Annotated in this window: 23 protein-coding genes; 12 read left to right on the forward strand and 11 right to left on the reverse strand. The window is 53.4% G+C overall.

Annotated elements, in window-relative coordinates; translation table 11 throughout:
- Positions 1-5: 5 nt before the first annotated feature.
- The 5 genes from OGM67_07910 to OGM67_07930 all read right to left on the reverse strand — a co-directional run bounded on the left by OGM67_07910 (position 6) and on the right by OGM67_07930 (position 4,181).
- Positions 6-236 carry a helix-turn-helix domain-containing protein gene (locus tag OGM67_07910; protein ID UYJ33520.1) on the reverse strand — a complete coding sequence of 77 codons (231 nt, stop codon included), beginning with the start codon at positions 234-236 and terminating at the stop codon, positions 6-8.
- A 90-nt stretch (positions 237-326) separates the two neighbouring features.
- Positions 327-512 carry a hypothetical protein gene (locus tag OGM67_07915; GenBank protein ID UYJ33521.1) on the reverse strand — a complete coding sequence of 62 codons (186 nt, stop codon included), beginning with the start codon at positions 510-512 and terminating at the stop codon, positions 327-329.
- A gap of 15 nt (positions 513-527) precedes the next feature.
- Positions 528-1,817, reverse strand: coding sequence for a plasmid recombination protein (locus tag OGM67_07920; GenBank protein ID UYJ33522.1), 1,290 nt, complete (start codon positions 1,815-1,817; stop codon positions 528-530).
- A 377-nt stretch (positions 1,818-2,194) separates the two neighbouring features.
- Complete coding sequence (locus tag OGM67_07925; GenBank protein UYJ33523.1) at positions 2,195-3,586, reverse strand: phage/plasmid primase, P4 family; 1,392 nt, start codon at positions 3,584-3,586, stop codon at positions 2,195-2,197.
- On the reverse strand, positions 3,561-4,181 hold the full coding sequence (locus tag OGM67_07930; protein ID UYJ33524.1) for a CHC2 zinc finger domain-containing protein: 621 nt from the start codon (positions 4,179-4,181) through the stop codon (positions 3,561-3,563). Before OGM67_07930 ends, OGM67_07925 begins: the two co-directional genes overlap by 26 nt.
- Positions 4,182-4,402: 221 nt before the next feature.
- Here OGM67_07930 and OGM67_07935 point away from each other — a divergent pair, with 221 nt between their 5' ends.
- The 7 genes from OGM67_07935 to OGM67_07965 all read left to right on the forward strand — a co-directional run bounded on the left by OGM67_07935 (position 4,403) and on the right by OGM67_07965 (position 12,970).
- Positions 4,403-5,509 (forward strand): DUF6076 domain-containing protein, encoded by a 1,107-nt coding sequence (locus OGM67_07935; protein UYJ33525.1) that lies wholly within the window; start codon positions 4,403-4,405, stop codon positions 5,507-5,509.
- A 5-nt stretch (positions 5,510-5,514) separates the two neighbouring features.
- A complete protein-coding gene (locus OGM67_07940) occupies positions 5,515-6,717 on the forward strand; it encodes a hypothetical protein (GenBank protein ID UYJ33526.1) in 1,203 nt (400 codons plus the stop codon).
- 26 nt (positions 6,718-6,743) lie between these two features.
- Positions 6,744-7,916: a hypothetical protein gene (locus OGM67_07945; protein ID UYJ33527.1), complete on the forward strand. Its 1,173-nt coding sequence runs from the start codon at positions 6,744-6,746 to the stop codon at positions 7,914-7,916.
- 16 nt (positions 7,917-7,932) lie between these two features.
- Complete coding sequence (locus OGM67_07950; protein UYJ33528.1) at positions 7,933-8,610, forward strand: response regulator transcription factor; 678 nt, start codon at positions 7,933-7,935, stop codon at positions 8,608-8,610.
- Positions 8,603-9,502 (forward strand): HAMP domain-containing histidine kinase, encoded by a 900-nt coding sequence (locus tag OGM67_07955; protein UYJ33529.1) that lies wholly within the window; start codon positions 8,603-8,605, stop codon positions 9,500-9,502. The genes OGM67_07950 and OGM67_07955 overlap by 8 nt, the downstream gene beginning before the upstream one ends.
- Before the next feature lie 135 nt (positions 9,503-9,637).
- Positions 9,638-10,309 (forward strand): ABC transporter ATP-binding protein, encoded by a 672-nt coding sequence (locus OGM67_07960; GenBank protein UYJ33530.1) that lies wholly within the window; start codon positions 9,638-9,640, stop codon positions 10,307-10,309.
- A gap of 15 nt (positions 10,310-10,324) precedes the next feature.
- A complete protein-coding gene (locus OGM67_07965) occupies positions 10,325-12,970 on the forward strand; it encodes an ABC transporter permease (GenBank protein ID UYJ33531.1) in 2,646 nt (881 codons plus the stop codon).
- Between the two features lie 51 nt (positions 12,971-13,021).
- Here OGM67_07965 and OGM67_07970 read toward each other — a convergent pair whose 3' ends face one another.
- Both OGM67_07970 and rlmD read right to left on the reverse strand, forming a co-directional pair.
- Positions 13,022-13,267 carry a DUF6061 family protein gene (locus OGM67_07970; GenBank protein ID UYJ33532.1) on the reverse strand — a complete coding sequence of 82 codons (246 nt, stop codon included), beginning with the start codon at positions 13,265-13,267 and terminating at the stop codon, positions 13,022-13,024.
- 24 nt (positions 13,268-13,291) lie between these two features.
- Positions 13,292-14,710 carry a 23S rRNA (uracil(1939)-C(5))-methyltransferase RlmD gene (gene rlmD / locus OGM67_07975; protein UYJ33533.1) on the reverse strand — a complete coding sequence of 473 codons (1,419 nt, stop codon included), beginning with the start codon at positions 14,708-14,710 and terminating at the stop codon, positions 13,292-13,294.
- Positions 14,711-14,786: 76 nt separating this feature from the next.
- Between rlmD and OGM67_07980 the strand changes: the two genes are divergently transcribed.
- Positions 14,787-15,407 (forward strand): flavodoxin family protein, encoded by a 621-nt coding sequence (locus OGM67_07980; GenBank protein ID UYJ33534.1) that lies wholly within the window; start codon positions 14,787-14,789, stop codon positions 15,405-15,407.
- 70 nt (positions 15,408-15,477) lie between these two features.
- Here OGM67_07980 and OGM67_07985 read toward each other — a convergent pair whose 3' ends face one another.
- Both OGM67_07985 and OGM67_07990 read right to left on the reverse strand, forming a co-directional pair.
- Positions 15,478-16,092 (reverse strand): hypothetical protein, encoded by a 615-nt coding sequence (locus tag OGM67_07985; protein UYJ33535.1) that lies wholly within the window; start codon positions 16,090-16,092, stop codon positions 15,478-15,480.
- 14 nt (positions 16,093-16,106) lie between these two features.
- Complete coding sequence (locus OGM67_07990) at positions 16,107-16,646, reverse strand: phosphatase PAP2 family protein (protein ID UYJ33536.1); 540 nt, start codon at positions 16,644-16,646, stop codon at positions 16,107-16,109.
- Between the two features lie 236 nt (positions 16,647-16,882).
- Between OGM67_07990 and OGM67_07995 the strand changes: the two genes are divergently transcribed.
- Positions 16,883-18,175 carry a hypothetical protein gene (locus OGM67_07995; GenBank protein UYJ33537.1) on the forward strand — a complete coding sequence of 431 codons (1,293 nt, stop codon included), beginning with the start codon at positions 16,883-16,885 and terminating at the stop codon, positions 18,173-18,175.
- A 1-nt stretch (position 18,176) separates the two neighbouring features.
- Here OGM67_07995 and OGM67_08000 read toward each other — a convergent pair whose 3' ends face one another.
- Both OGM67_08000 and OGM67_08005 read right to left on the reverse strand, forming a co-directional pair.
- A complete protein-coding gene (locus OGM67_08000) occupies positions 18,177-18,719 on the reverse strand; it encodes a DUF4830 domain-containing protein (protein ID UYJ33538.1) in 543 nt (180 codons plus the stop codon).
- A 94-nt stretch (positions 18,720-18,813) separates the two neighbouring features.
- Entirely contained in the window at positions 18,814-19,662 is an 849-nt protein-coding gene (locus tag OGM67_08005; protein ID UYJ33539.1) for a glycerophosphodiester phosphodiesterase family protein, read from the reverse strand.
- Positions 19,663-19,865: 203 nt separating this feature from the next.
- Between OGM67_08005 and OGM67_08010 the strand changes: the two genes are divergently transcribed.
- From OGM67_08010 to OGM67_08020, 3 genes are read left to right on the forward strand one after another with little or no spacing between them, the layout of a single operon-like run.
- A complete protein-coding gene (locus OGM67_08010) occupies positions 19,866-20,549 on the forward strand; it encodes a response regulator transcription factor (protein ID UYJ33540.1) in 684 nt (227 codons plus the stop codon).
- Entirely contained in the window at positions 20,546-22,054 is a 1,509-nt protein-coding gene (locus OGM67_08015) for a HAMP domain-containing histidine kinase (GenBank protein ID UYJ33541.1), read from the forward strand. The genes OGM67_08010 and OGM67_08015 overlap by 4 nt, the downstream gene beginning before the upstream one ends.
- Before the next feature lie 60 nt (positions 22,055-22,114).
- A complete protein-coding gene (locus OGM67_08020) occupies positions 22,115-22,651 on the forward strand; it encodes a hypothetical protein (GenBank protein UYJ33542.1) in 537 nt (178 codons plus the stop codon).
- Positions 22,652-22,703: the final 52 nt, after the last annotated feature.

A 22,703-nucleotide genomic window follows, 5' to 3' on the forward strand; every position in this document is an offset into this window, starting at 1 on the left:
AGCATTTAAGTTGTTTCTTTTTCAGAATCTCCACCTCCCTCATTCCTTCCTTTTACCATAAGTCCCTCGTTGCGGATATAATACTCCAAAAGCCACAGCACATAATCCGGTGCATGGCGGTTGTCCAATTCCCATTCAGTCATAGTCCGGTAAGGAATATGGACGAGCTTGCAAAAATCTTTCCGATTCAGTCCTGTGCTTTCACGCAACTTTATAATTCTGTTTTTACAATCCATCCGTCTTTTCTCCACAAAAGCAAAAAAATACACGTTGCGTAATCATTATAGCATAGCCATAGCGAATACGCAACGTGTAAATTGCAAATTTTATGCAGCCTTATCCGTCAGAAGCTGCGCTTGATTACTTTCCTCGGAATGCTCCACTCCCTGCGGTGCGTCCTGTTCCAATTTATCCAAAACCTGATGTCCATATTTCTGGAGCATCTGGCTCATAACATCCACACATCGGTCAAATGCCGCATTATATTTCGCTTCCTCATAATATTTCTTCAATAGGCGATTCCTCCATCAAAGTTCCATATCCTGTCCACGCTTCCGGGCAGGGTGTTCGTGTTCCTGTGTTTGCTTTCCTCTGATGAGGATAGAATTGATAAAAGCCCGAACCTTTTCGGATGCGATTTCCAGTGCATCCAGAAAGGGTTGGGCTTTCTGTTTGAGTTCCATATATTTTTCGTTTACCGCTTCATACCGCTGCTTCCAGATGGAAACCGTCTTTTCTGCGGAAGCCAGTTTTTCTTTCAGACGCTTGTTGTCAGCATTGGCGATAATGCCATTGACCGCATAGCGTTTGAGTGTGTCGCATTCATCCGGTGTCAGCGTGATATTGTTTCCGAATGTGGCTTTTTTGCCCATTACTTCAATGTCCTGCACTGTCAGCGCAATGGTCTTTGCCGCCTTGGTTTCCTTTTGCAAAGATTCCAGTTTCTTTTTCTGTTTTGCTGTGGCAGCTTTGGCATCCTCCAAATTCTGTTCTGCCTGTGCCACCTGCCCGGTCACAGCTTCCAGCCGCTGCTGTTCTGCCTGCACCTTGAACTGGGTCACAGTCAGATGTTCCTCGGTGCTTCCACATTCTCCACGCTCCACATCGGTATAACCGGCGTTTCGCATGAAATTGAAAAAGTCATCCTGCAACACACTGTAGGATGACTTCAAAATCTTTTTCCCTTTTGCGTTGAGCATGGGATTTCCGTCCTCGCCAAGCACCGGCTTGGACTCCCATTTCTTACTGCGGCTGACCTGTGTGATGACCTCCTTAACGGTTCCCCGGAGGGCTTCATCCTTGCATCGCTTCGACCAAAGGATCTGCTTTTCCACCACCGGGATATAAACCACATGAAGGTGGTAGTGGTACACATCTTCGCCCAAAGCTTCGGACATTGCTCGGTTGCGCTCATCGGCGTGCATCACAGCGGAGAGGATATACTGCTCACCACCTACGATCTCCGCAGCAGCTTTGTAGGCATCGGCATAAAACTGTTTCGCAAATTCATAGCCGCCATGATTGTAGAAATAAGCGGAATTCACATCAAATACCAACTCACCGTATTTGACGGCATCCGGTTTCAGACCTCTGGTGGAGATCACGCCGTCTTGTTCCATCTGCTCAAACATTTTTACATAATCGTCCGTGGGTGCTTTGAAATGGACGTTCAGAGAAGTGCGTTCCGGCACGATGTCCTGATTGCTGTAGCTGTCCTTTTCACGCTCATTGTGTTCCTGTACCTTCGCCACATCAGCCGGTGTTTCCAAGTCCTGATTTCTGGCTACGGTACGGTCTATTCCATCATTTCTTGCCATTGGATTTTTCCTTTCTTTGAGATTTGCAACAGCGGAAGGCTGGAGAACGGCACTTTTTCAAAGTGTAATAACCCACTATGACACTTTCATCCATACTGGCTGCAAAGTGCCGTGGGCTCTCCGAGGGCTCTCCCGAGGGGGAATGCGGTCACTGCGGTGACCTCTGCTGACCAAGGCGAAAATGTCTGCGCCTTTTCCCATGGTCAGCCCGTCTGCATGAAGCTGTTCTGTGTCAACTTCCTCTTGCAGCCGGTGTCCACAGACACTTTTTCAAAAGCCTGTGGACATAGAAGCAGCCCGAACGAGAGGATGTGTGCTGTTTCTATAACAAGCGTTTCACGCTCTTTTGCTGCGTACATACGTACCAGCAATGGGATTTACTCGACCTGCCGCCATTCCTCCGGAATGTCCTCCGGTACGTACGTACACGGCGAATCTCCGTAAAACCCATTTATATGAGGTCGTGCAATGGCTTCCACTCCCATGAATCCCCAAACCCGCCGTCCGGCAGAGTTGGTGATGTTGTTGCAATGCTCCAGATTGAATTTTCTGGCATTGGCAATCATGGCGTCGCTGAAGCTGCGGGCTTTCAGCGGTGCAAGGGAGTTTTCCTCGCACCACATCCGGTAGATTTCATAGAAATCCTTGGAGCTGATGGACGCATCCGCTTTGCGCTGGATATATCCCTCTGATTCCATGAAATCAAAGATATTGTTGTTGTCACGCTTGACCGCTTCCCGATTTTCACGGATGCGGTCACTCTCCGTAAACTTAAAGTTGTTGGCAACAAGCCGCTGCAAGCCTTCAAATGCCCACAGGAAGATACCCTCGGCTTCAGCTTTCATCTTCTCTGCAAGATCAGGATCGTCAGCTCTGTCCACCTGCTTTTCCTTGGTGGTCAGCACAAGCTGTCTGCGATAAAATCCGTCGCTGCGGTCATACAAGGCTTGCAGATCACCGTTGCTGAATGCCAGCAATCGGGCGAACATCCAGCCCTGATAACTCTGCTTGCCTTTACGTTCCAAATCCATCTTGCCTTGTGCTGTCACGATGGATTTTACATAGTTGGTCTGGCGCAGAGCTTCCATCCGCATATCATCATCCACGCACAGGAGAATGTGTTCCAAATCGGCACGGGCGAAGCGGTTTTCAGAAATCTTGCCGATGCTGCCGTCTTTCATATTCGTGCCGAAGATGGTAGACAGTACCGCACCGATTTGAGATTTACCCTCGCCGCCGTTGCCTTTAATCACCATCATGCGCTGCCCCTTGTTGGAGGGAATCAGGCAATAGCCGATAAACTCCTGCAAAGTTGGAATGTCCTCGGCGTAAAGCAACCCATCCAGAAAGTTCAGCCAGATCACCGGCGCAGTAGCATCGGGATTGTAAGCAACCGGCAAACGGCTCCGCACGATAGCCGGTCTGCCCTCGGTAAATGTGCCGTTCAATAGCAGCGTACCGTTGGACAAATGAATCCGATCCTGCTCCGGTGGAAAGTCCGGCACTTGCGCTTCCAGTTTCAGCACTTCCAGAATGTTGGTGATCTTCCGGGGGATATTGTTTACGGCACAGAATTTCAGCTTGTCGTAAATCTCCCCACGCAGAGGAAGATCGTCCGTCACTCGACCATCGGGCGTGAAAAAAGCTCCGTTTGCGAAGATGATCCTGCGCTCTTGCAGAAATTCTTCACAAAACAGAGCTTCGTTGATGTTCTGCCCGTCAAACCACATGGGCAAGTTCATATCAGGCGTTTTCCGGTTCTTCGCCATGGTGCGCCACCTCCTTTTTCTTTTGTGCGGTATACTCTTGCAGAAAAGCAATTTTGCCGTCCTGCATCAGCTTGTCCACCAATGCCACCCGTTCTTCCAGATCACCCACCGTCAGCACATCTGCCATATATTCGATATGGCAGTGCATCTGGCAGGCTTCCACAAAACGGTCATCCAGAGCATCTTCCGGTGTCTTGGGAGCATAGCGCACTTTCCAATCTTCCAACAGATGCAAATAATCCGTCAGCACCCGGAAGCACAGCATTTCATCCTCCCGGAACTGACGGATATAGGGACGCTTCGGCTTGACCATAGCTGCGGCAGTGGGCGGTTTCGGGTCAAGCCCGAAGTCCAAAGCCAGCTTTTGCGCTGCTTCATAACTGCTCAGATTGAACAGCCTTGCCACAAGGTCGATCACATCCCCTTTGGCTCCGCAGCCGAAGCAGAAAAAATAGTCCTCATTCAGCTTCAAGCTCGGATGCCTGTCGTTGTGGAATGGGCAGCAAGCCATACCGTTGCGGTTGACATTCAGCCCGTAGTGTTCGGCGGCTTGCTTTATGCTGATTGCCGCCTTGATGGTTTCATAGATTGTCATAGAAAAACCTCCATTCATATTATTCTGGAAAGCACGAAGCACCCGCCGTGATTGGCAGGTGCTTCGCTCCTTCTATTATGGTTATGACGGATTTTTCAAAAAACAGGCTAATGACAGGACAATCCTGTTTCAAAAAACAGGACAACTTATCTGAGGACATAGATTTCTTCACATATACATGATATAATTAGAAAAATAAAAAACAGGACAGGAGGGTAAGCATGAGTCAAGAATTGATGACATTGGATTTCTGGCAGGATACGGTCATATATGAGGGGAAAACACTTCCTGTCGGCACTCTTGCCTGTGATGCGCTGAATGTTTCGGCGGATACTCTTGCCAAAATGAATGAACAATGCCAGAAAATTAATCTACTGCTTGGAATGCTGAACGCCGGACAGGACGCTTCTGCACTCTGTCCTATGGCAAAGGAAGCTACTCTGGCGATGCTGGATACTCTCAGCGAAACCCCGCCGTTCTCTTATATGGACATGCCAAAGCACAGAGAACGGATAGAAAGGGTTTTTACTGTCGAAAATGCCTTGAAATATGTGGAGTTTGCCACAAAAGCCGCAACCAATTCTTTGCAATTTGAAGAAATCCAGAACTATGCCGAAGCAATTATGCTGCAACGCTATACCGCTGTATGCGGGCATCTGGCTTACTCCCTTGGGGAATACCAAACGGCCATGCTTGATTTTGCAGAAAAATCAGACGGCAACGAAGCTGACCGCACCGCAGAGGGCTTTGCCAGAATGTTCGGCAATTATTTCCCGCCGGAGTTTTCCATCACGGTGGGCAATGCCTGGATGTCCACCCTGAACAACTCTGTTCAGTATGTATCCGTCATCCGTCCAGGCGAAAAAGTTGCGAAGCTGGTCAAGCGGATGCACTATGTATCCTTTGTGGGGATGTTCCGGTCTGATCTCTTTGAGGGCTTGTGTGTTGGCCATGCACCGAAAAAATGCAAAATCTGCAGCAAGTGGTTTCTGACCACCAATGCAAGGCACACCAAATACTGTGGTGGGTTTGCACCGGGTGACAAGCTGCGCCGCACCTGTCGGCAGATCGGCAATCTGAAAGGGCGAGAACAACGGGAGCTTGCGGACGATCATCCGGTGAAACAGATTTATGAGAAACGGCTGAACACCATAAACCGCTATGTGAAGCGTGGTACTCTGGACGCTGATCTTGCAGAGGTTATGAAAAAGCTGGCAAAAGACAAGATGCTCCGGGCGCTCAGCAATGTCACCTACGCCAAGGGCGATTATGAAAAGGAAATGGATCAGGCTGCTTTGAAGAAAGAAGCAAAGATGAAGAGTAGGTGATAAAAATGCGACATGATATACCTTTTCCAATACATAATGATTATGAAATATGCCACTATTTGAAGAATATTTGGGAATGTGGCTGGCTTGACGATTATTCTGATGAACATTTTCTTATAAAGGCAATAGAAAACAGGTTGACAACCTTTGTTGGATATACTCAAATGCTTAATAACGAGCCTAATCTTCATGGGGTAATCAAGGCTAAGGGCATTATTGACAACGATACCTTTAATTCAAATTTCTGCATGAATTTATCTGGCCGATTAGCGTGCTTAGAATCCGTATTTGGAAGCGACCACATGGAAAGATTCATCAAAGATCAGTTGTCGGCAGGAAAACAAAATTATAACGAAGATACATTTTTTGAAGCAGTGTCCGAAGTATCTGTTCTATATTTTTATACGTTCAGGAGCAGGTGGAAACAAGCCCTGTATGAACCTCCTATTGGCAAATCAAAGTTGTCAAAAAATCCAGAAGCGAGATTCATTGGCGAATTATCGTTGAATGGTGATGCTCAGAAAATTACTATCAATATAGAGGTGAAATGTCCCAAGTTCCCATCGATTGAGAATCAAGAATGCAAAATTGCGATACCTACCGTTTTGCTTTCTGATGAAGGTAGAAAAGAAATTCCAGCATTCTGCAAGGATAATGGGATTGTCTATATAAGTCCACGTGTTATGAAACTCAAAGATTTTCTTAACAGCGCTTCTTCGAAATTTTCTGTTCCACAAAGCAACGAGTACAATCTATTATATATAAATTGGTCATATTGTGACTTTGCTTCGAACAGTTTCCTTGAAGCATGGTCTTTGTTAACCAATGCGATAAATGGTATTCTTACGCATCCCAATGCTGCCCAGAGCATAGGTGTATCACCTGATGTTTTCAAAAAAATCACCGCTGTTATAATTTACACAGAAGCATTAGAGGGCTTGATGTTCTTAGACTTTCGAAATGTATGGCAAATGAATGGACGAGGACAAAGATTTCGAATGTGGGTATTAGACGAAAAGTTGCGCCATGCTGAAACAACTCGTGAATCTGATACCTTGTTTTATGTAACAGGGATGAAACCCAATGATGAACTTACGCAGATGGCAATGCTGGATTGCAAATCTAAAACAGATAGCGATCGAGTGAACAGCTCTTTAATTGGGTTAGAGTTAGTAGATTTGGTTGAGAAATACGCCGAAAAATATTGAGATTCATTCTTGGAAGGAGGTGCGCTATGCTGAATGATTTTACATGGGATATGACCGGATACATACCAAAACACCAAGTCAATCCGCACGGTGACGGCATCATTCCTTATGCGGCAGAGCGCATCTTCCAACTGGAACCGGAGCCTCCAGCGGTGGGCAATCTGAACGAATATATCCTGTCTGCCTTGCAGGAAAAGAATTTGATATATTTCTCATTCTTCCTACACCACTACGAGCCGCAGCTTAACAAGCGCATCAAAGACTTTCTCGGTGTGGATGGCGGCGATCTGTACGACACAGACCGATTTATAGATATAAAGCTCTCCTGCCGGGAGCAAATGCTCCAAAAGCTGATGGACTATGACCTTGCCAAGGGTGCAGAGTATGCTACATACATTTTCCCGTTCATCCGGGATGCTATGCTCCGTTTTCGCATGGGCGAAGAAAAATGGTCGGTGTCCTCTCTGACCAATTACAAAATGGTGCGGTCAATGGCTTGGCTGTACCACAATACCAAGGATGCGGTCAACGAATTTTCCAAGAAATACAACTGCGATCTTGCCCTTGCGGAAGAATATCTGAAAGTTGTCCGTGGAATCCGCAATCAGCAGCCTTTCTATGTCACAGACGAGGACGGCGAAGAAACAGGCGAGGATGTAGCCCTTGACGATAGCTGGAACTATACCGATATCCTCTGGAACGGCATACAGGCAGAAAAGGTGCAGCGGGCATTTGAGAAACTGAATTACCGGGAACAGACCTTGCTCGAAAACCGGTTAGCAATTTGCATGACCTGTGGGCGTGTCAGCTCATGGAAAGAACGCCCCACCTTTGAAGAACTGGCGGTTATGTTTGAGGGCAGTACAGCCAGCGGTGCAGAACGAGCCTACCGAAAAGCAGTGGACAAGTTGACGGAATTGTTGGTTGCCGAGGGCGCAATCCATGCAGTCCGGCTAAAACAGAAATCCAAGATCAAGCGAAAAAAGAAAATCGCCGCCGCAATCTACGAATATCAGGCAGACTGCGACGGCGAATGGGGCGAAATATCATTAGATTTTGAGAACGGCAAGGCAGAGGTCATTTTGCTTGCCGATTGGGATACAGTGAAAACAAACAAATTTGCAAGCAGAGCAATCGCCTATCTTCTGAACTGTGAGAACGAAAAATTACCCAAGGAAATAATGGTGGCCTTTGAATAACGAGGGAGTGAGATACATGGAACAATTATTGATTATTGAAGATGATATAGGGTTGAATCAGGGTTTAAGTAAAGCACTGAAAGCAGATGACCGTCAGATTATATCCTGCCAAGACCTAAAAACGGCGAAGGAACAGCTTCTTTGCGGCGGTGTATCCCTGATCCTGCTGGATATCAATCTGCCGGATGGCAGCGGGCTCGAGCTGCTCCGGGAGGTCAAGGAAAACACACCCTATATTCCTGTTATTCTGCTGACTGCCAACGACACCGATCTGGACATCGTAGACGGACTGGAGAGGGGCGCTGATGATTACATTACCAAGCCCTTTTCTCTTTCGGTTTTGCGGGCAAGGGTGAATACCCAACTGCGAAAGCAAGCGTCAAGCCATAAAAATGCGCCGTTCCATATGGATCTATTTCACTTTGACTTTGAGGCTATGACCTTTTATGTGGGAGATTCAAAAGTGGAATTGAGTAAAACAGAACAAAAATTACTGCGTCTGCTTGTTGAAAACCGTGGTCGAACCATGACCCGTGGAGACCTTGTCGACCGGATCTGGACAGATGGCGCAGAATATGTGGATGAAAATGCTTTGTCTGTTACGATCAAGCGTCTGAGGGATAAGCTTGGCGCACAGAAATACATTAAAACCATCTACGGAATCGGTTATAGCTGGGTGACAAAAGATGAATAAAACCGGCATTGTGATCATACTGCTGTGTTTTCTGGCGGCGGCAGCTGTTGTGTTATGGGAGCGGAGAAAGACCAGAAAAACGATGGAAGAAATCGAAAGGATGCTGGACGCTGCCATGACCAGCTCCTTTTCTGAAACCAATTTTGATGAAAGCCAGCTGTCTGCATTGGAAACGAAGTTTGCGCACTATCTTTCCGCAGCAGAAGCATCTTCTCAAAATATAGCTCAGGAAAAAGACAAAATCAAAACCTTGATTGCGGACATTTCCCACCAGACGAAAACGCCGATTGCAAATCTGCTGTTATACAGCGAGCTTTTGATGGAGGAAACTCTGCCTGCATCGGCGAAGGCAAATGTGGAGGCGCTGTACAAACAATCGGAAAAGCTGCGATTTCTGATCGATTCTCTCGTAAAGCTTTCCAGACTGGAAAACGGGATCATTTCACTCTCCCCTCAGCAAGCAGCGCTGCAGCCGCTGCTTGAAAGTGTGGTAGAACAATATACTGCCAAGGCTTCTGAAAAAGGATTGTCTTTGCAACTGCAGGATACAGATGCTTTTGCTGTATTCGACTTCAAATGGACAGCGGAAGCGCTGGCTAATATCGTAGACAACGCCATCAAATATACAGAGCATGGCACCATTACTATTTCTGCCGTAAGCTATGAAATGTTTGCAAGGATCGATATATCGGATACCGGTTCAGGCATCCCGGAAAATGAGCAAGCGAAGATATTTGCTCGCTTTTACCGCTCAAATAGTGTGCAGAAACAAGAAGGGATCGGCATCGGCTTATACCTTGCCCGACAGATCATATCCGGCGAGGGCGGTTATATCAAGGTTGCTTCCGTTCCGGGAAAAGGAAGTACGTTTTCCATATTTCTGCCGAAATAACAACAATTCTATCAAAACTGTTAGATTTCATTTTCCGCCGGAAAGAATGTGGAAAGATTCCTATGCGATAATCTGTATGTATCAAAGGATCATTTCCTTTCATACATACAGATTTTTTTATGGAGGTACTCATTTATGGAAGTTTTACAGGCAAAAAACCTGAAAAAGATTTATGGCTCCGGCAATAACGCAGTTCATGCGTTGGATGGAGTTGATTTAAGTGTAAAGAAGGGCGAATTTGTTGCAATTGTCGGCACATCCGGCTCCGGCAAATCCACGCTGCTGCACATGCTGGGCGGGCTGGATCGCCCTACAAGTGGCACGGTCATGGTGGACGGACAGGATATTTTCTCCCTGAAGGAGGAAGCGCTGACCATCTTCCGCCGCAGGAAAATCGGCTTTGTGTTCCAAGCATATAATCTTGTTCCGGTGCTGAATGTGTATGAAAATATTGTTCTACCCATTGAGCTGGACGGTGGCAAGGTCAATAAGGATTTCGTACAGCAAATTGTACAGACACTTGGGCTGGATGATCGTCTGGATGCCCTGCCCAATCAGCTCTCCGGCGGTCAGCAGCAGCGAGTAGCCATTGCCCGTGCGCTGGCGGCAGCACCCGCTATCATTCTGGCAGATGAACCCACCGGCAATCTGGATTCCAAAACCAGCCAGGATGTATTGAGCCTTTTGAAAGTCACCAGTCAAAAGTTCGCCCAGACAATCGTAATGATCACTCACAACGAAGAAATTGCGCAGATGGCAGACCGCATTATCCGTATCGAAGATGGTCGGATCGTCTCCCAGAACTAACGGGAGGTGGCTACGATGAATGTCAAAAACAGAAAATGTATTCGAAAGCTCAGCTTAAAATCTCTTTATGCGAACCGTCGCCGCAATCTGATCGCTATTTTTGCCATTGCACTGACAACGCTGCTATTTACGTCCATGTTCACCATTGTCTTGTCGTTGAACGCCAGTTATGAAACCTACCAGTTTCGGCAGGTAGGTGGCTATGCACACGGTACCTTTAAGGATGTTTCCCCCGAGCAGGCGGAACGTATCGCTGCCCACCCAAAGGTGAAGGCTGCGGGGGTACGGAAGGTAATCGGTATCACTGCGGAGGGTGTCTTTTCCAAAACCCCTGCAGAGATCAGCTACATGGATGCCAACTGCACTAAATGGAGCTATGCAACCCCTACTACCGGACGGATGCCCGAAAGCGGCAAAGAGGTAGCCATGGATACGGCAGCGTTGCAGCTGCTTGGCGTAACGCCGGAGCTGGGCGCCGAGGTCACGGTTTCCTATTCCATTACGGACAAGGATCAAACCGCCTTTACTGTAACAGATACCTTTACGCTGGTGGGCTATTGGGACTATGATGAACTAATGCCTGTTCATTACATCAACATCAGCCGTGATTACGCAGATGACATCGAAGCGCAGGCAGTGAAAACAGGTTTACAGCCTTTCCGCACCGATTTGAATGTCATGATGGCTTCCAGTACAAACATTCAAGGGCAGATGGAGCAGGTGGATACCGATCTCGGCTACACATGGGACAGCTATACCGATCCCAACAGCGTCCGGATCGGCGTCAACTGGGGATATACCTCATCCCAGCTGGAGTCGCATCTCGATCCGGAACTTGTGATCGCCATAGCAGCTTTTTTGCTGCTGGTGATTTTCACCGGGTATCTTATCATCTATAACATTTTCCAGATCTCTGTTGCGGGGGATATCCGGTTTTACGGGCTTCTGAAAACCATTGGCACAACGCCCCGGCAGCTCAAACGCATCATTCGCCAGCAGGCACTTCTGCTTTGTCTGATCGGCATTCCGGCGGGGCTGCTGTTGGGCTATGGCATTGGCGCTGTTCTGGTGCCTGTTGTCTTGCGCTCCACCCAGTTGGATGCAGGCATCACCACCATCAGCACTTCGCCTGTGATCTTTGTTGGCTCCGTGCTGTTTGCCCTGCTGACGGTGCTTTTGTCCTGCTCCAAGCCCGGGAAAATGGCAGCCAGGGTTTCTCCGGTGGAGGCTACCAAATATACAGATGCGATGCAGACCAAGAAAAAACAGCGCAGCACCCGGGGAGCGAAGCTCCATCAGATGGCCTTTGCCAATCTGGGACGAAACAAAAAAAAGACGGTGCTGGTGGTGGTGTCTCTGGCACTGTCGGTGACGCTGTTCAATGCACTGTGTGCCTTTGTGGGCGGCTTCAGCATGGAGAAGTATGTATCCTTCATGACCTGCGCCGATTTTATCGTCAGCACGCCCGACTATTTCCGTTACAACCCGGCAGATGAATTCATCACGCCGGAACAGATCGAAGAGATCGCAGCAAACACAAAGTCCAGTCTTTCCGGCACGGGATATGCTGTGCGAAAACCCGTATATCTTTGGATGACGGAGGATGCTCTGCGGCAGGACTATGCAAGGTACGAAAGTGCTGAGCAGTTGGACAGCCATATGAGCCGCATGGAGCACCGGGGCGATATGGTGATGGGAGATACCAGAATCGAGGCTCTGGATAACAGCCTGTTTGACAAGCTGCAAGTGTTCGACGGAGATATTTCTCCTATGCTGGAGCCAAACAATAACGCTATTGCCATTGCGGTTTCCTTAGATGACTACGGTAATCTGCCCAATCCTGAATACTACCCCAAGGTGGGAGACACGATCACCGCCACCTATGCGGACGATGTGAAATATATCGACAGCCGCACCGGGGAACTCCGCACCGAAGATACACCGGAGGAGTACTTTCAGGAAAAACTGTATGGAGCCAGAGATGTAGAGTACACGGTCTGCGCCTTGGTAGAGCTTCCGTATTCCATGAGTTATCGTTATGGTGGTATTGGATATGAGACAGTTTTGTCTGTGGATACCGCACAGAGGGACAGCGGCGGTGCGGCCATTCCGATGCTCTACCTGTTCGACACAGCAGACGACGCAGACGAGGCCGAAGCAGAGCAATATCTATCGAAGCTCACTGCCGGTGAGTTTTCACCCTTGATGTATGAAAGCAAGGCCACGGCTCGCTCTGAGTTTGCTCAGTTCCGGCAGATGTTCCTTCTGGTAGGTGGTATCCTCTGTGCTATCATCGGGCTGGTGGGACTCTTAAATTTCTTCAACGCCATGATGACCAGTATTCTTTCCCGCCGCCGTGAATTTGCTGTGCTTCAGGCTGTAGGAATGACGAACCGGCAGCTCAAAACCATGCTGATCTACGAGGGATTGTTTTACGCAATGTCCTCCGTATCGGCGGCCTTTATTCTGTCGCTGGCGGTGGGACCTCTTGCAGGAAAAATGCTGGGCAGTATGTTCTGGTTCTTTGAGTATCGATTCACCATTCTGCCTGTCCTGCTGACAATTCCGGTATTTCTTCTGCTGGGGTGGCTGATTCCTTGCATGATGTATGACAATGCAGCGAAATGCAGTGTTGTAGAGCAATTAAGGGATGCTCAATAACTGTTAAGCAAAAAACGGCCCTCTGCCAAGGAAAAGGCAGAGGGCTGAGTTTTAATCTAAGGGTTTACATTCAGTTACAGTTTTTAGATAAATTTCGGGATCACCGTTCAAGATCAAGTCTGCATATCCAACCGGATCATTGTAGATTAGATAATCCAGTTCTGACCGTTGATACATATTGTCAGCAACCTCATTCTCCACGGCGATGGTATCAATGGCAATCATGCTGCCATCTAAAAATTTCAGTTCCACACAAGCGGTATCCATGTTAAACTCACAAGAAATCAATCTATCCATAAGAAACCTCCATTTTGCGGGATGTTAGATCATCCCAAAATATTTGAATGCTTCTCGGATTGCTTTCTCTTTTTCCGGCGGACACTGGGGCTGTCTGGAATCCTCGGACTTCGGCAGATTATAGTTCTTACCAACCCCAATCCCACATTTTCGTTTAATCTGTGAGATATAGAGGTTGGACACCTTTAACCCGGTATGCTCCAACACATACTCCTTGATCTGCGGATAGGTTGCCCCATCCTGAAATTCGGACATATCCATATCTTCCAAAGAGAACTCAACCCGAATCTTTTTCGAGTCGACTTCGCCCTTGGAAAGCAAGACAACCGTCTCAACATGCCGTGTCTGCGGGAAAAGGTCAACGGGGCAGAATTTGGCGGCGCGCCAGCCGAGGCGGGTGAAGGCGGCCACATCGCGTGCCAGTGTTTCGGGGTCACAGCTGACATAGACGATGCGCTTGGGCTTCATCCGGTTTACGGCGGCTATGCATTCCGGTGTGCTGCCGGCGCGCGGCGGGTCCAGAAAGACCACATCGGGGCGCAGTCCCTCCGCAGCGGCGGCCATCATCCATTCCGTGGCATCGGCGCAGACAAAGCGGGCGTTGGCCAGCTTGTTGCGGCGGGCGTTGGCGGCGGCGTCCCTGACAGCGGCGGGGTTGCGCTCAACACCGATGACCTGCTTTGCATGGGGCGCGGCGCACAGGCCGATCGTGCCGATGCCGCAGTAGGCATCTACGACCGTCTCGCGTCCGGTCAGTTTGGCAAGCTCAAGCGCCTTTTTGTACAGCACCTCGGTCTGGGTGCGGTTGACCTGATAAAAGCTGCGGGACGAGATTGCAAACTGCAGCCCGCACAGCGTATCCAGCACAAAGCCGGGTCCCCAAAGCGGTTTCTCGCGGTTGCCCAACACGGCGCTGCTGCGCGTGGGGTTGATGTTCTGTACGATGCTGACGACCCACGGCGCTTTTTTGCGCAGCGCGGCGCAGAAATTTTTGCTGCCGGGCAGGTCTGCGCCGGGCGTGACCAGCGTGACCAGCACCTTACCGTCCCCGCTGCTGCGCAGCACGGTATGGCGCAGCAGCCCTGTGCCGCGGTCCTCGTCATAGGCTGTCCAGCGGCAGGCGCGGGCGGCCTCCAGCACGGCGGCAAGGGTCTTGTTGAGGATCTCCTCCTGCAGCAGGCAGTCGGCACTTGGCAGGACCCTGTGCGTGCCCTCGGCATACAGGCCGCAGACCAGTCTGCCGTGCTGCATGGCAAAGCTGGCGATGGCCTTGTTGCGGTAATGGTACGGCTCGGCCATGCCCTGCACGGCCCGGACGGGGGCAAACCCGCCCAGCAGCCCCTGCAGGCGGGCTTGTTTTTGGTTCAGTTGTTCCCGGTAGGGCAGTGCAAGCAGCGGACAGCCGCCGCACTTTTTATCGTAGTTCAGGCAGGTAGTGGGCATGGTTACGACCTTTCTTTGCACAGGCTTGCGCAGTGTGCTATACTATAAATACAGAGCAAATGACGGAGGTATTGCTATGAATGTGCTACTTATCAACGGCAGCCCGCACAAGGACGGCTGCACAAACGCGGCGCTGGCCGAGATGGCCAAAGCACTGAACGAGGCCGACATCGAGACAACGATCTTCCACATCGGGTCTGCCCCGGTGGGCGGCTGTGTGGGCTGCGGCGGCTGCGGCAAGGCCGGCAAATGCATCTTTGGCGGGCCGGTAGCCGAGGTGCTGCCGCTGGTCGGGAAGGCTGACGGCATTGTGTTCGGCGCGCCGGTCCACTATGCCACGGCGGCAGCCAGCATGCTGGGCTTTATGCACCGGCTGGCCATCAGCGGCGGCAAATACCTGCGCCACAAGCCCGCCGCTGTTGTGACCAGCGCCCGCCGCGCCGGTACGACCACGGCGCTGGAGGCCATGGAAAAGGTACCGCAGTTCTTTGAGATGCCGCTCATCAGCTCGACCTACTGGCCGATGGTCCACGGCGGCAAGGCCGAGGAGGCAGCCGCCGATGCGGAGGGTATGCAGATCATGCGCAATCTGAGCCGCAACATGGCGTGGATTCTGCGCTGCATCGAAGCCGGCAAGGCTGCCGGGATCGAGGCACCTGTTGCAGAAAACGACAAGCGGACGAATTTTATCCGCTGACACGCGCCCTGCGGGCGGCAAAGCGGCGTTCCCACTGCGGGAGCGCCGCTCTTGTTTTTTTCAGAGGGAGTTATGCCAGACTCTTGGTGCGCCCGCCGCTGACATCCTCCTCGGTGACGGCCTTGACCGAGGTATCCGCCTGCTGGGCGGACTGCGGCGCATGGCCGGTCGGCCAGACATTCTGCAGCAGCGTCAGGATCGGCTCATAATCCTGCGTGCGGGCAGCGGCCGTGACATAGATCGTCTCGCCGCAGTCGTAGTCGATCTGGGCAAAGATCGTCTGGTAGCTGCCGCAGTCATAGCGCACCGCCGACACAGCGGCATCGGGTATGGTAAAGCCGATGTCATACCGGACCGTGCCGGTCGTTTCCTCCAGCTCCTGCCCCGACTGGGCAAGAAAATCCGTGTAGGTGTCGGTCATCTGCAGCAGCACGACCGTGTAGCTGAGCTGGTTGCCGGTCGTCAGCGAGAGGGTATCCGCCTGCGCCATGACAGGCTGCTCCCACTGGTTCTGATCGTAGACGATGGTCACGCCGTTGTCACCGTCACAGCTGGCATAGTCCGGCTCCTCGTTTTTGACAAAGCCGTCACCGCCGTAAAGGTAGAGCATAAAATCCTGAAAGCTGCACCCCGTCAGGGCGAGCCCCGCCAAGACGGAGAGGGCGGCTGCGATACTTTTTTTCATAAAGTTCATTCCTTTTATAATAGCATGATGCTGTAAAAGCCCATAGCGGATGCCGCCAGCACAAAGGCGTTCCAGCCCAGCACGGCAAACGCTGCGCCGAACGCCAGCCCTGCCAGTACATCGCTGATATAGTGGACGCCGGTCACGACCCGGCAGACCGCAATCAGCACCCCCAGCACGGCCAGCACGATGCCGAGCGGGCGGAGCACAAACCACGCGGCCCCGGCGATGGCCGCCGCCGAAAAGCAGTGGCGGCTCGGCATACTCTGGCCGGGCTTGTCCTTCGGAAAGAGGGGCGCAAACCCCAGCGCCGTGTAGGGGCGCGGGCGGTCGATGACCCGGCGCACCAGCGTGCCGACCAGAAACGCTGCTGCCGGTACAATGATCGCAGGCCAGAGCTGTTCACTGCGGTGCAGTGCCAGCCACGCCAGCATACCAAGGTAGAGCAGATATACCAGCCCCACCGCCCCGCGGCTGACGAGCCGCAGCGCCTTTTTGGCGGCGGGCCTTGCGTTGAACCACCCGATCACGGCGCGGTACTGCTCTGCATTCATAAGGGTATCCTCCCATTCATAACATTTCACCATTAGAATAACATTCTGAAAAAGGCTTGTCAAACGCCGATGCAGATGTTTATAATAAAGGCAGTACCGCACCCCTTCAGCCGCTGATACGGCGCGCGGGGTGCGCCGACTGCCAAGCCCAACGGGCACGCGATATTCTGTGTATCTGCGTGCTTTTTGTGGCATTGGCGGTCAGAGGTGATTACATTGTAGGAGGGGTGTCCCTTTTGTTTGGTTTTGCAAATGCGCTGCTGCTGCTTTTGCTGGCGGCTGGCTGCCTTGATTTTGTACCGGTTCTGCGGCGCAGGCTCTCCCCCACCGCGTGGTGGGCGGAGGAACGCCCGCTGTTTTGCGCGCTCGGCGCAGCGGTACGCCAACGGTACGGCACCGCCGCGTTCCTGCTGGGCGTGATGGTGTATGAGTTCATCGTCGTGTTCAACAACAGCATGGCGCGGGAGAATTGGCCATGGCTGCAGACCCGCGTTTCCCCCGTGCTGGACTGGGTGATGTATCTATGCTTCGGGTGCAAGATTTTGCTCGGCACAAGGTACAGCGGGCGCAGCCTGCTCTGCGCCGGTGCGCTGTATTTTGTGGCGCGGTGGGTCTACTTCAACGGGCAGAATATCTGGTGGCTGGGGCTTTGCGTTGCCCTGCTGGCCGCAAAGGATGTACCGCTGCGCCGCTGCATGAAGGCGCTGCTGGCCTGCGGCCTGCCCACGCTGGCGCTGGTGGAGCTTTTGCACTTTGCGGGCGTTATTGCCCCCGATGCCGCCAGTGAGCGCGACGGCAGCTTCCGCCTGATGTTCGGTTACGGTCACCCCAACACCTTCGGCGGGGTGGTGTTCGGCCTTGTGCTGGCGTGGGTGCTGCTGCGCCGCGCCCGCCTGACCTGGGCTGAGTTGGCCGGCGTGGCGGCGGTCGGCGCGTTTTTGATGATCGGCCCCAAGTCCCGCTCGGCGGCGCTCTGCTCCTTTTTGCTTGTAGCTTTGCTGGCAGCGGCAAAGCTGCATACCCGGCGCGGCCCGCGCCCCGGCAGCCGCACACTGGCAGCCGGCTGCGCCGCGCTGGTGCCGCTGCTGGCAGCGGTAAGCTATAGCCTGCCGCTCTTTGTGGTAAAGATCGGCCCGTGGGCAAACGACATCGGCCCCGCCTGGCTGAAAAAGCTTGATGACCTGCTGACCTGCCGGATCTCGCTGGCATGGGCGGCCTACCGTGTATTTCCCATAAAAATTGCGGGCCAGATGCTTCCCGACTGGCCCGCGCTGGACAATATCTTTGTGTATCTGCTCTACCTGACCGGCCCGGTCATGGTCGTGTTGGTCTGCGCCCTGATGATGGCGGCGCTGTACGGCTATGCCCGCCGCGGTCAGTGGCAGGCTGTAGCCTGTCTGGTCACGATGCTGGCCTACGGCTATATGGAGAGTCAGATCACCCACCTGACCAGCGACCCTGCCGTGCTGCTGCTCTGCGGTGCGGTGTATGCGCTGCCAACCGCGCGCTGGATGTTTGAGGAGGATTGATTCAATCCTGCGGGAAGGCGTCTGCAGAGATCTCCACCGTATCCTCCTCCTGCGCGGCGGCCTCGGCACTGGCCTTGGCGGCTGTCACCAGCCCCGTCACCTCGCCGGAGGGCTTTTGCAGCAGGTAGGCACCGACTGCCTTGGCCTTGTAGACGAGCAGCACACAGTAGGTGTCATGCTCCCCGGTGGAAAGCTGCGGGCACAGCACCGTCCACTTTTCCACAGTCTTGCCCTTATAGTCCGCAAGGTCAAGCCCGCTCTCCTGCACGATCTGGTTGAAGGCGGCGAAGCTGTCATCCCACTTTTTGGGGATCTTCACCTTATCTACGGCGGCACTGGCAAGGTCGGTGTCAAAGCCGTAGCCGTTGAAGTAGATGCCGATGTCCTGTGTCGTTTCGATGCCCGGCACGGCAGCGGCGGACGCGGTGACAGCATCCCCGGTAAAATGTACGGCAGCGGCCACGGTGCCGCACAGGCAGACGGCACACAGGGCCAGCGCCCCGGCCTGCCGCAGTCCCGGTTTGGTAACAGTAAACATAAACATAAGCGCAGCCCCCTCACACATTGTCACTGCAATGTATGCGGGGGCTGCTTCGTTTATGTATTACGGGGGGCGGGGTCACCGCGCCTGCGGCAGGTTACTTGTACTTCGGCTTCGGCGCATACCACTGGAAGATCACGCCGTCATAGTCCTTTTCCAGCTTTTCGGTGTCATGCTCGGGCAGAGCGGTCCACATAACCATCATGGCCCCGAGCGCCGCGCAGAGCCGCACGGCCCAGTTGCGCTCATCGGGGCACCAGGCAATGAAATCCGGCCGCCCCAGCACATTGCCCAGACAGTGGGAGAAGACAAACGCCGGGACTGCCTTGACGCCGATCCTGCGGTAGCTTTGGTAGCTGTCGGCCAGCTGGCCGCGCAGCACCTCGGGGGCCTGCCGCCGCACAATGCCCACCACACGGGGGTCAAAGCTTTCAAGGCAGTAGGGACCGGGGTAGGTCTTGAGCTCTGCGAGGGTCGCGCGGCAAAGCTCCTCCAGATAGGTTTGGCTGTACTCGCTGCGGCTCTTGATCTCAACGATCAGCGGCGTGGCGGGGTTGGCCTCGGCCACCGTGCGCAGCATATCGGCAAAGAGCGGCGGATGCTCCTCACTGCCCGCCAGCGGCAGGGCGGAGAAATGCGCCCAGTCCATATCATGCACAAAGCCCTTGGCCGGCGTCATGCGGTCCAGCGTATCATCGTGAAAAACAACCAGCCGATGGTCCGATGTAAACTGGACATCCAGCTCGATGCCGTAGCCGTTCTGCGCTGCGGCGGCAAAGGCGGGCAGGCTGTTCTCCGGCGGGCACTGGTCCTTGCCGAAAAGGCCGCGGTGGGCGTAATTGCGCCCGTAGAACGGCAGGCGCAGTTCGTCGCGGCGCTTGCCGGGCCAGACGGCGAACAGCAAAAGAGCTGCAACCAGCAGGATAACACAAAGCAGAATTTTCATACAAGATCACGCTCCTGCTGCCATTGTACCGCGCAGGGGCGCAAAATGCAACAGCTTTCGCAAATTGACGGCAGGTTTTACAAACGGGCGCTGCGGGCGGGCTTTCTGTTCTCATCTTTTTAGAAAAGTTTTTATTTTTTTCACAATTCTTCCACGCTTGCGATGTATTGTGGTATTATAGAGAGTGTAAGGAGGGTAATCCCATGGCTAAAATTCTGATCGTGGATGACGAGCCGCGCATCCGTGACCTCATCCGGGAGCATCTGCAGTACGCCGGCTTCACCTGTGAGGAAGCCGGCGATGGCACCGCCGCGCTGAGCGTGCTGAGCCAGGGCGGCATTGATCTTGTGATTTTGGACATCATGATGCCGTTTATGGACGGCATGACCTGCCTGCGTGAGATGCGCACCCGCAAGATCATGACCCCGGTCATCATGCTGACCGCCCGCAGCGAGGAATACGACAAGCTGGCCGGGCTGGAGAGCGGCGCCGATGATTATGTGGTCAAGCCCTTCTCCCCGCGGGAGCTGGTAGCCCGCGTCAAGGCGGTGCTGGCGCGCACAATGCCCAAGCCGGCGGAGGATGCCGGCAGCTATACCTTCGGTGATTTGTCGATCGACACCGCCAGCCACAGCGTTAAGGTCGCCGGGCAGGAGGCGCCGCTCACCCCCAAGGAGTTTGATCTGCTGGTCTTTCTTGTCAGCAACAAGGGCATTGCCCTCAGCCGTGAGAAGATCCTGCAAAAGGTCTGGAATTACGACTACTACGGCGAGGACCGGACCGTGGATACCCATATCAAGATGCTGCGCGGCCATCTGGGCCACTGCCGCAGCTACATCGTCACCGTATGGGGCATCGGGTACAAATTTGACCCGGACACCTTATGAAAAAACACGATAAAGCGGGAAAGCATCCCTTCACCGTCAGCATCCGCGGGCAGCTGATGCTGTTCATCGGCGGCATTACGCTGTTTACCCTGCTGCTGGTGTGGAGCATCATCACCTTTGCGCTGGAGCCGCAGTACAACCGCACGATCCGTGCCAAGCTTGACGGCAAGGCCGCCGCCATCACAGCGATGATCGATCAGGCGGACAAGCCCATCTCCACCCGGAGCTATCTGGGCCTGACCCTGAACGACGAGTTCTGGAGCGGCGTGAGCGGGACCTTTCAGGACAAAAGGATCAATGTAGACGGCTGCTGTGTCGATTTTTCCGATACAACGCTGCGCTGCCTCAAGGCCTATGAGAGCATGTACCCCTGCCTGCTGCACGAAAGCACCGGCGCGTTCGGCGGGGATTTCGGCTACAATGTGGACACCCGGGTGGCCATACAGCTGCGTCAAAAGCTGTTTGAGGAGGGTTCGCTCTACCAGATCATACGGATCGGCAGCTCCATGCAGATGTGCGTGGGGCGCCTTTCTGCCGACGGGCAGTACGGCGTTATCGTTTCGACAAGCCTTGCCCAGATCACAACGGCGGCCGAGGTGCTGCGGACGATTCTTGGCCCGGTGGCGCTTGTGCTGCTGGTGCTGGACCTTTTGCTGGCCGTGCTGTTCAGCCGCTGGTTCACCAGCCCCATCCGCAAGCTGTCCAACGGTGCGCAGGAGATTGCCGCCGGCAACTACGATGTGGCGATCCGGGTCGAGCATCATGACGAGATCGGCCGTCTGGCAGAGGATTTCAACCACATGGCCGCCGAGGTCAAGCGCAGCGCCCAGCTGGAAAAAGACATTCTGGCCAATGTCAGCCACGACCTGCGCACCCCGCTGACCCTGATAAAGGGCTATGCCGAGACGGTGCGCGACCTGACCGGCGATGATGATGCCAAGCGCACCGAGCAGTGCAACATCATCGTGGACGAGACCGACCGCCTGTCCACGCTCGTCAACAGCGTCATGGAGCTGAGCAAGGTGCAGAGCGGTGCCGAGAAGCCGAGCCTTGTCGATTTTGACATGAGCGAGCTTTGCTTTGAGGTTGCCGGCCGCTACGATGCCCTGTGCGACAAAAACCACTGGCACCTTGACCTGCAGGCTGATGAGGCCTGCCCTGTCAGCGCCGACCCGGCCATGATGGAGCGGGTGCTGCACAACCTTTTGGGCAACGCCTTCCACCACATCGGCAGCGACGGTGTGGTGGTGCTGCGGGCCATTCCGCAGCAGCGCGGCTGCCGCATCGAGGTCGAGGACCACGGCCCCGGCATCCCGCCGGAGGATCTGCCCTACCTCTTTGACCGGTACTACCGTGCGCGGCAGGATTCCGGCCGCAGCGGCACGGGGCTGGGCCTGTCCATCACAAAAGCCATTTTGCAGCAGCACGGCTTTGCGTTCGGCGTCAACAGCGCTGTGGGGCAGGGCTCGACCTTCTGGTTTGAGATGGCTGACACAAGAGCATAGTTCCCTGCGGGTGCCGGGTCCGTCCGGCATCCCTGACATGCCGAACAAAGGAGGCTTTTCATGGAGAGCATCAATGAAAAAATGGACGCCCAGCTGCGCACCCGCGTGGACGAGCTGACCCGCGCCAATGATGAGAATCAGGACGGCAGGCTGGACGCCGCCGACCTGAAGGCCCAGCTGAACCGCATCGAGGCTCAGCTTGAGCTGCAGGACCAGCAGAACCGCGGCATCATTGCAAACCAGCACAAGCGGATGATCCTGAGCGTGGTTCTGGTCGCGGTGATTCTGGTGGTGCTGGCGTTCTTCGGCTGGCGCATCAATGTGGCCTACAGCAATGTCATGGCTGCCTGTGACCGTGTCAACGCGCTGGCGGACACCGTGCAGACCAGTCTGGACACGCTGGATCAGAGCCAGCTGGACGACATGATGCAGGATCTGCCCGAGATCACCGAGCAGCTGAAAAAAATTGATGTCGATGCGCTGAACAAGGTCCTGACCGAGCTGCCCGCCCTGATGAACACCGTGAGCAGCCTGCAAAGTCAGGTGGAGAGCATCACCAACTGGTTCAACGGTCTGGGGTCGGTTTTCGGCCGATGACCCGCCCATAAAAGCACTGCCCTGCACATTCCGTGCAGGGCAGTTTTTGTGT

Source organism: Oscillospiraceae bacterium, from assembly GCA_025757985.1.
In the GTDB taxonomy this organism is placed as follows: Bacteria; Bacillota; Clostridia; order Oscillospirales; family Ruminococcaceae; genus Gemmiger.

What these genes read in the sequence shown, in the direction of transcription:
- OGM67_07985 (UYJ33535.1), bottom strand. Translation starts at nt 16,092, where the DNA reads ATGAAAAAAAGTATCGCAGCCGCCCTCTCCGTCTTGGCGGGGCTCGCC.
- OGM67_07945 (UYJ33527.1), top strand. Translation starts at nt 6,744, where the DNA reads ATGCTGAATGATTTTACATGGGATATGACCGGATACATACCAAAACAC.
- OGM67_08005 (UYJ33539.1), bottom strand. Translation starts at nt 19,662, where the DNA reads ATGAAAATTCTGCTTTGTGTTATCCTGCTGGTTGCAGCTCTTTTGCTG.
- OGM67_07955 (UYJ33529.1), top strand. Translation starts at nt 8,603, where the DNA reads ATGAATAAAACCGGCATTGTGATCATACTGCTGTGTTTTCTGGCGGCG.
- OGM67_07930 (UYJ33524.1), bottom strand. Translation starts at nt 4,181, where the DNA reads ATGACAATCTATGAAACCATCAAGGCGGCAATCAGCATAAAGCAAGCC.
- OGM67_07925 (UYJ33523.1), bottom strand. Translation starts at nt 3,586, where the DNA reads ATGGCGAAGAACCGGAAAACGCCTGATATGAACTTGCCCATGTGGTTT.
- rlmD (UYJ33533.1), bottom strand. Translation starts at nt 14,710, where the DNA reads ATGCCCACTACCTGCCTGAACTACGATAAAAAGTGCGGCGGCTGTCCG.
- OGM67_08015 (UYJ33541.1), top strand. Translation starts at nt 20,546, where the DNA reads ATGAAAAAACACGATAAAGCGGGAAAGCATCCCTTCACCGTCAGCATC.
- OGM67_07960 (UYJ33530.1), top strand. Translation starts at nt 9,638, where the DNA reads ATGGAAGTTTTACAGGCAAAAAACCTGAAAAAGATTTATGGCTCCGGC.
- OGM67_07920 (UYJ33522.1), bottom strand. Translation starts at nt 1,817, where the DNA reads ATGGCAAGAAATGATGGAATAGACCGTACCGTAGCCAGAAATCAGGAC.
- OGM67_08010 (UYJ33540.1), top strand. Translation starts at nt 19,866, where the DNA reads ATGGCTAAAATTCTGATCGTGGATGACGAGCCGCGCATCCGTGACCTC.
- OGM67_07990 (UYJ33536.1), bottom strand. Translation starts at nt 16,646, where the DNA reads ATGAATGCAGAGCAGTACCGCGCCGTGATCGGGTGGTTCAACGCAAGG.
- OGM67_07980 (UYJ33534.1), top strand. Translation starts at nt 14,787, where the DNA reads ATGAATGTGCTACTTATCAACGGCAGCCCGCACAAGGACGGCTGCACA.
- OGM67_07910 (UYJ33520.1), bottom strand. Translation starts at nt 236, where the DNA reads ATGGATTGTAAAAACAGAATTATAAAGTTGCGTGAAAGCACAGGACTG.
- OGM67_07940 (UYJ33526.1), top strand. Translation starts at nt 5,515, where the DNA reads ATGCGACATGATATACCTTTTCCAATACATAATGATTATGAAATATGC.
- OGM67_08020 (UYJ33542.1), top strand. Translation starts at nt 22,115, where the DNA reads ATGGAGAGCATCAATGAAAAAATGGACGCCCAGCTGCGCACCCGCGTG.
- OGM67_08000 (UYJ33538.1), bottom strand. Translation starts at nt 18,719, where the DNA reads ATGTTTATGTTTACTGTTACCAAACCGGGACTGCGGCAGGCCGGGGCG.
- OGM67_07935 (UYJ33525.1), top strand. Translation starts at nt 4,403, where the DNA reads ATGAGTCAAGAATTGATGACATTGGATTTCTGGCAGGATACGGTCATA.
- OGM67_07950 (UYJ33528.1), top strand. Translation starts at nt 7,933, where the DNA reads ATGGAACAATTATTGATTATTGAAGATGATATAGGGTTGAATCAGGGT.
- OGM67_07965 (UYJ33531.1), top strand. Translation starts at nt 10,325, where the DNA reads ATGAATGTCAAAAACAGAAAATGTATTCGAAAGCTCAGCTTAAAATCT.
- OGM67_07970 (UYJ33532.1), bottom strand. Translation starts at nt 13,267, where the DNA reads ATGGATAGATTGATTTCTTGTGAGTTTAACATGGATACCGCTTGTGTG.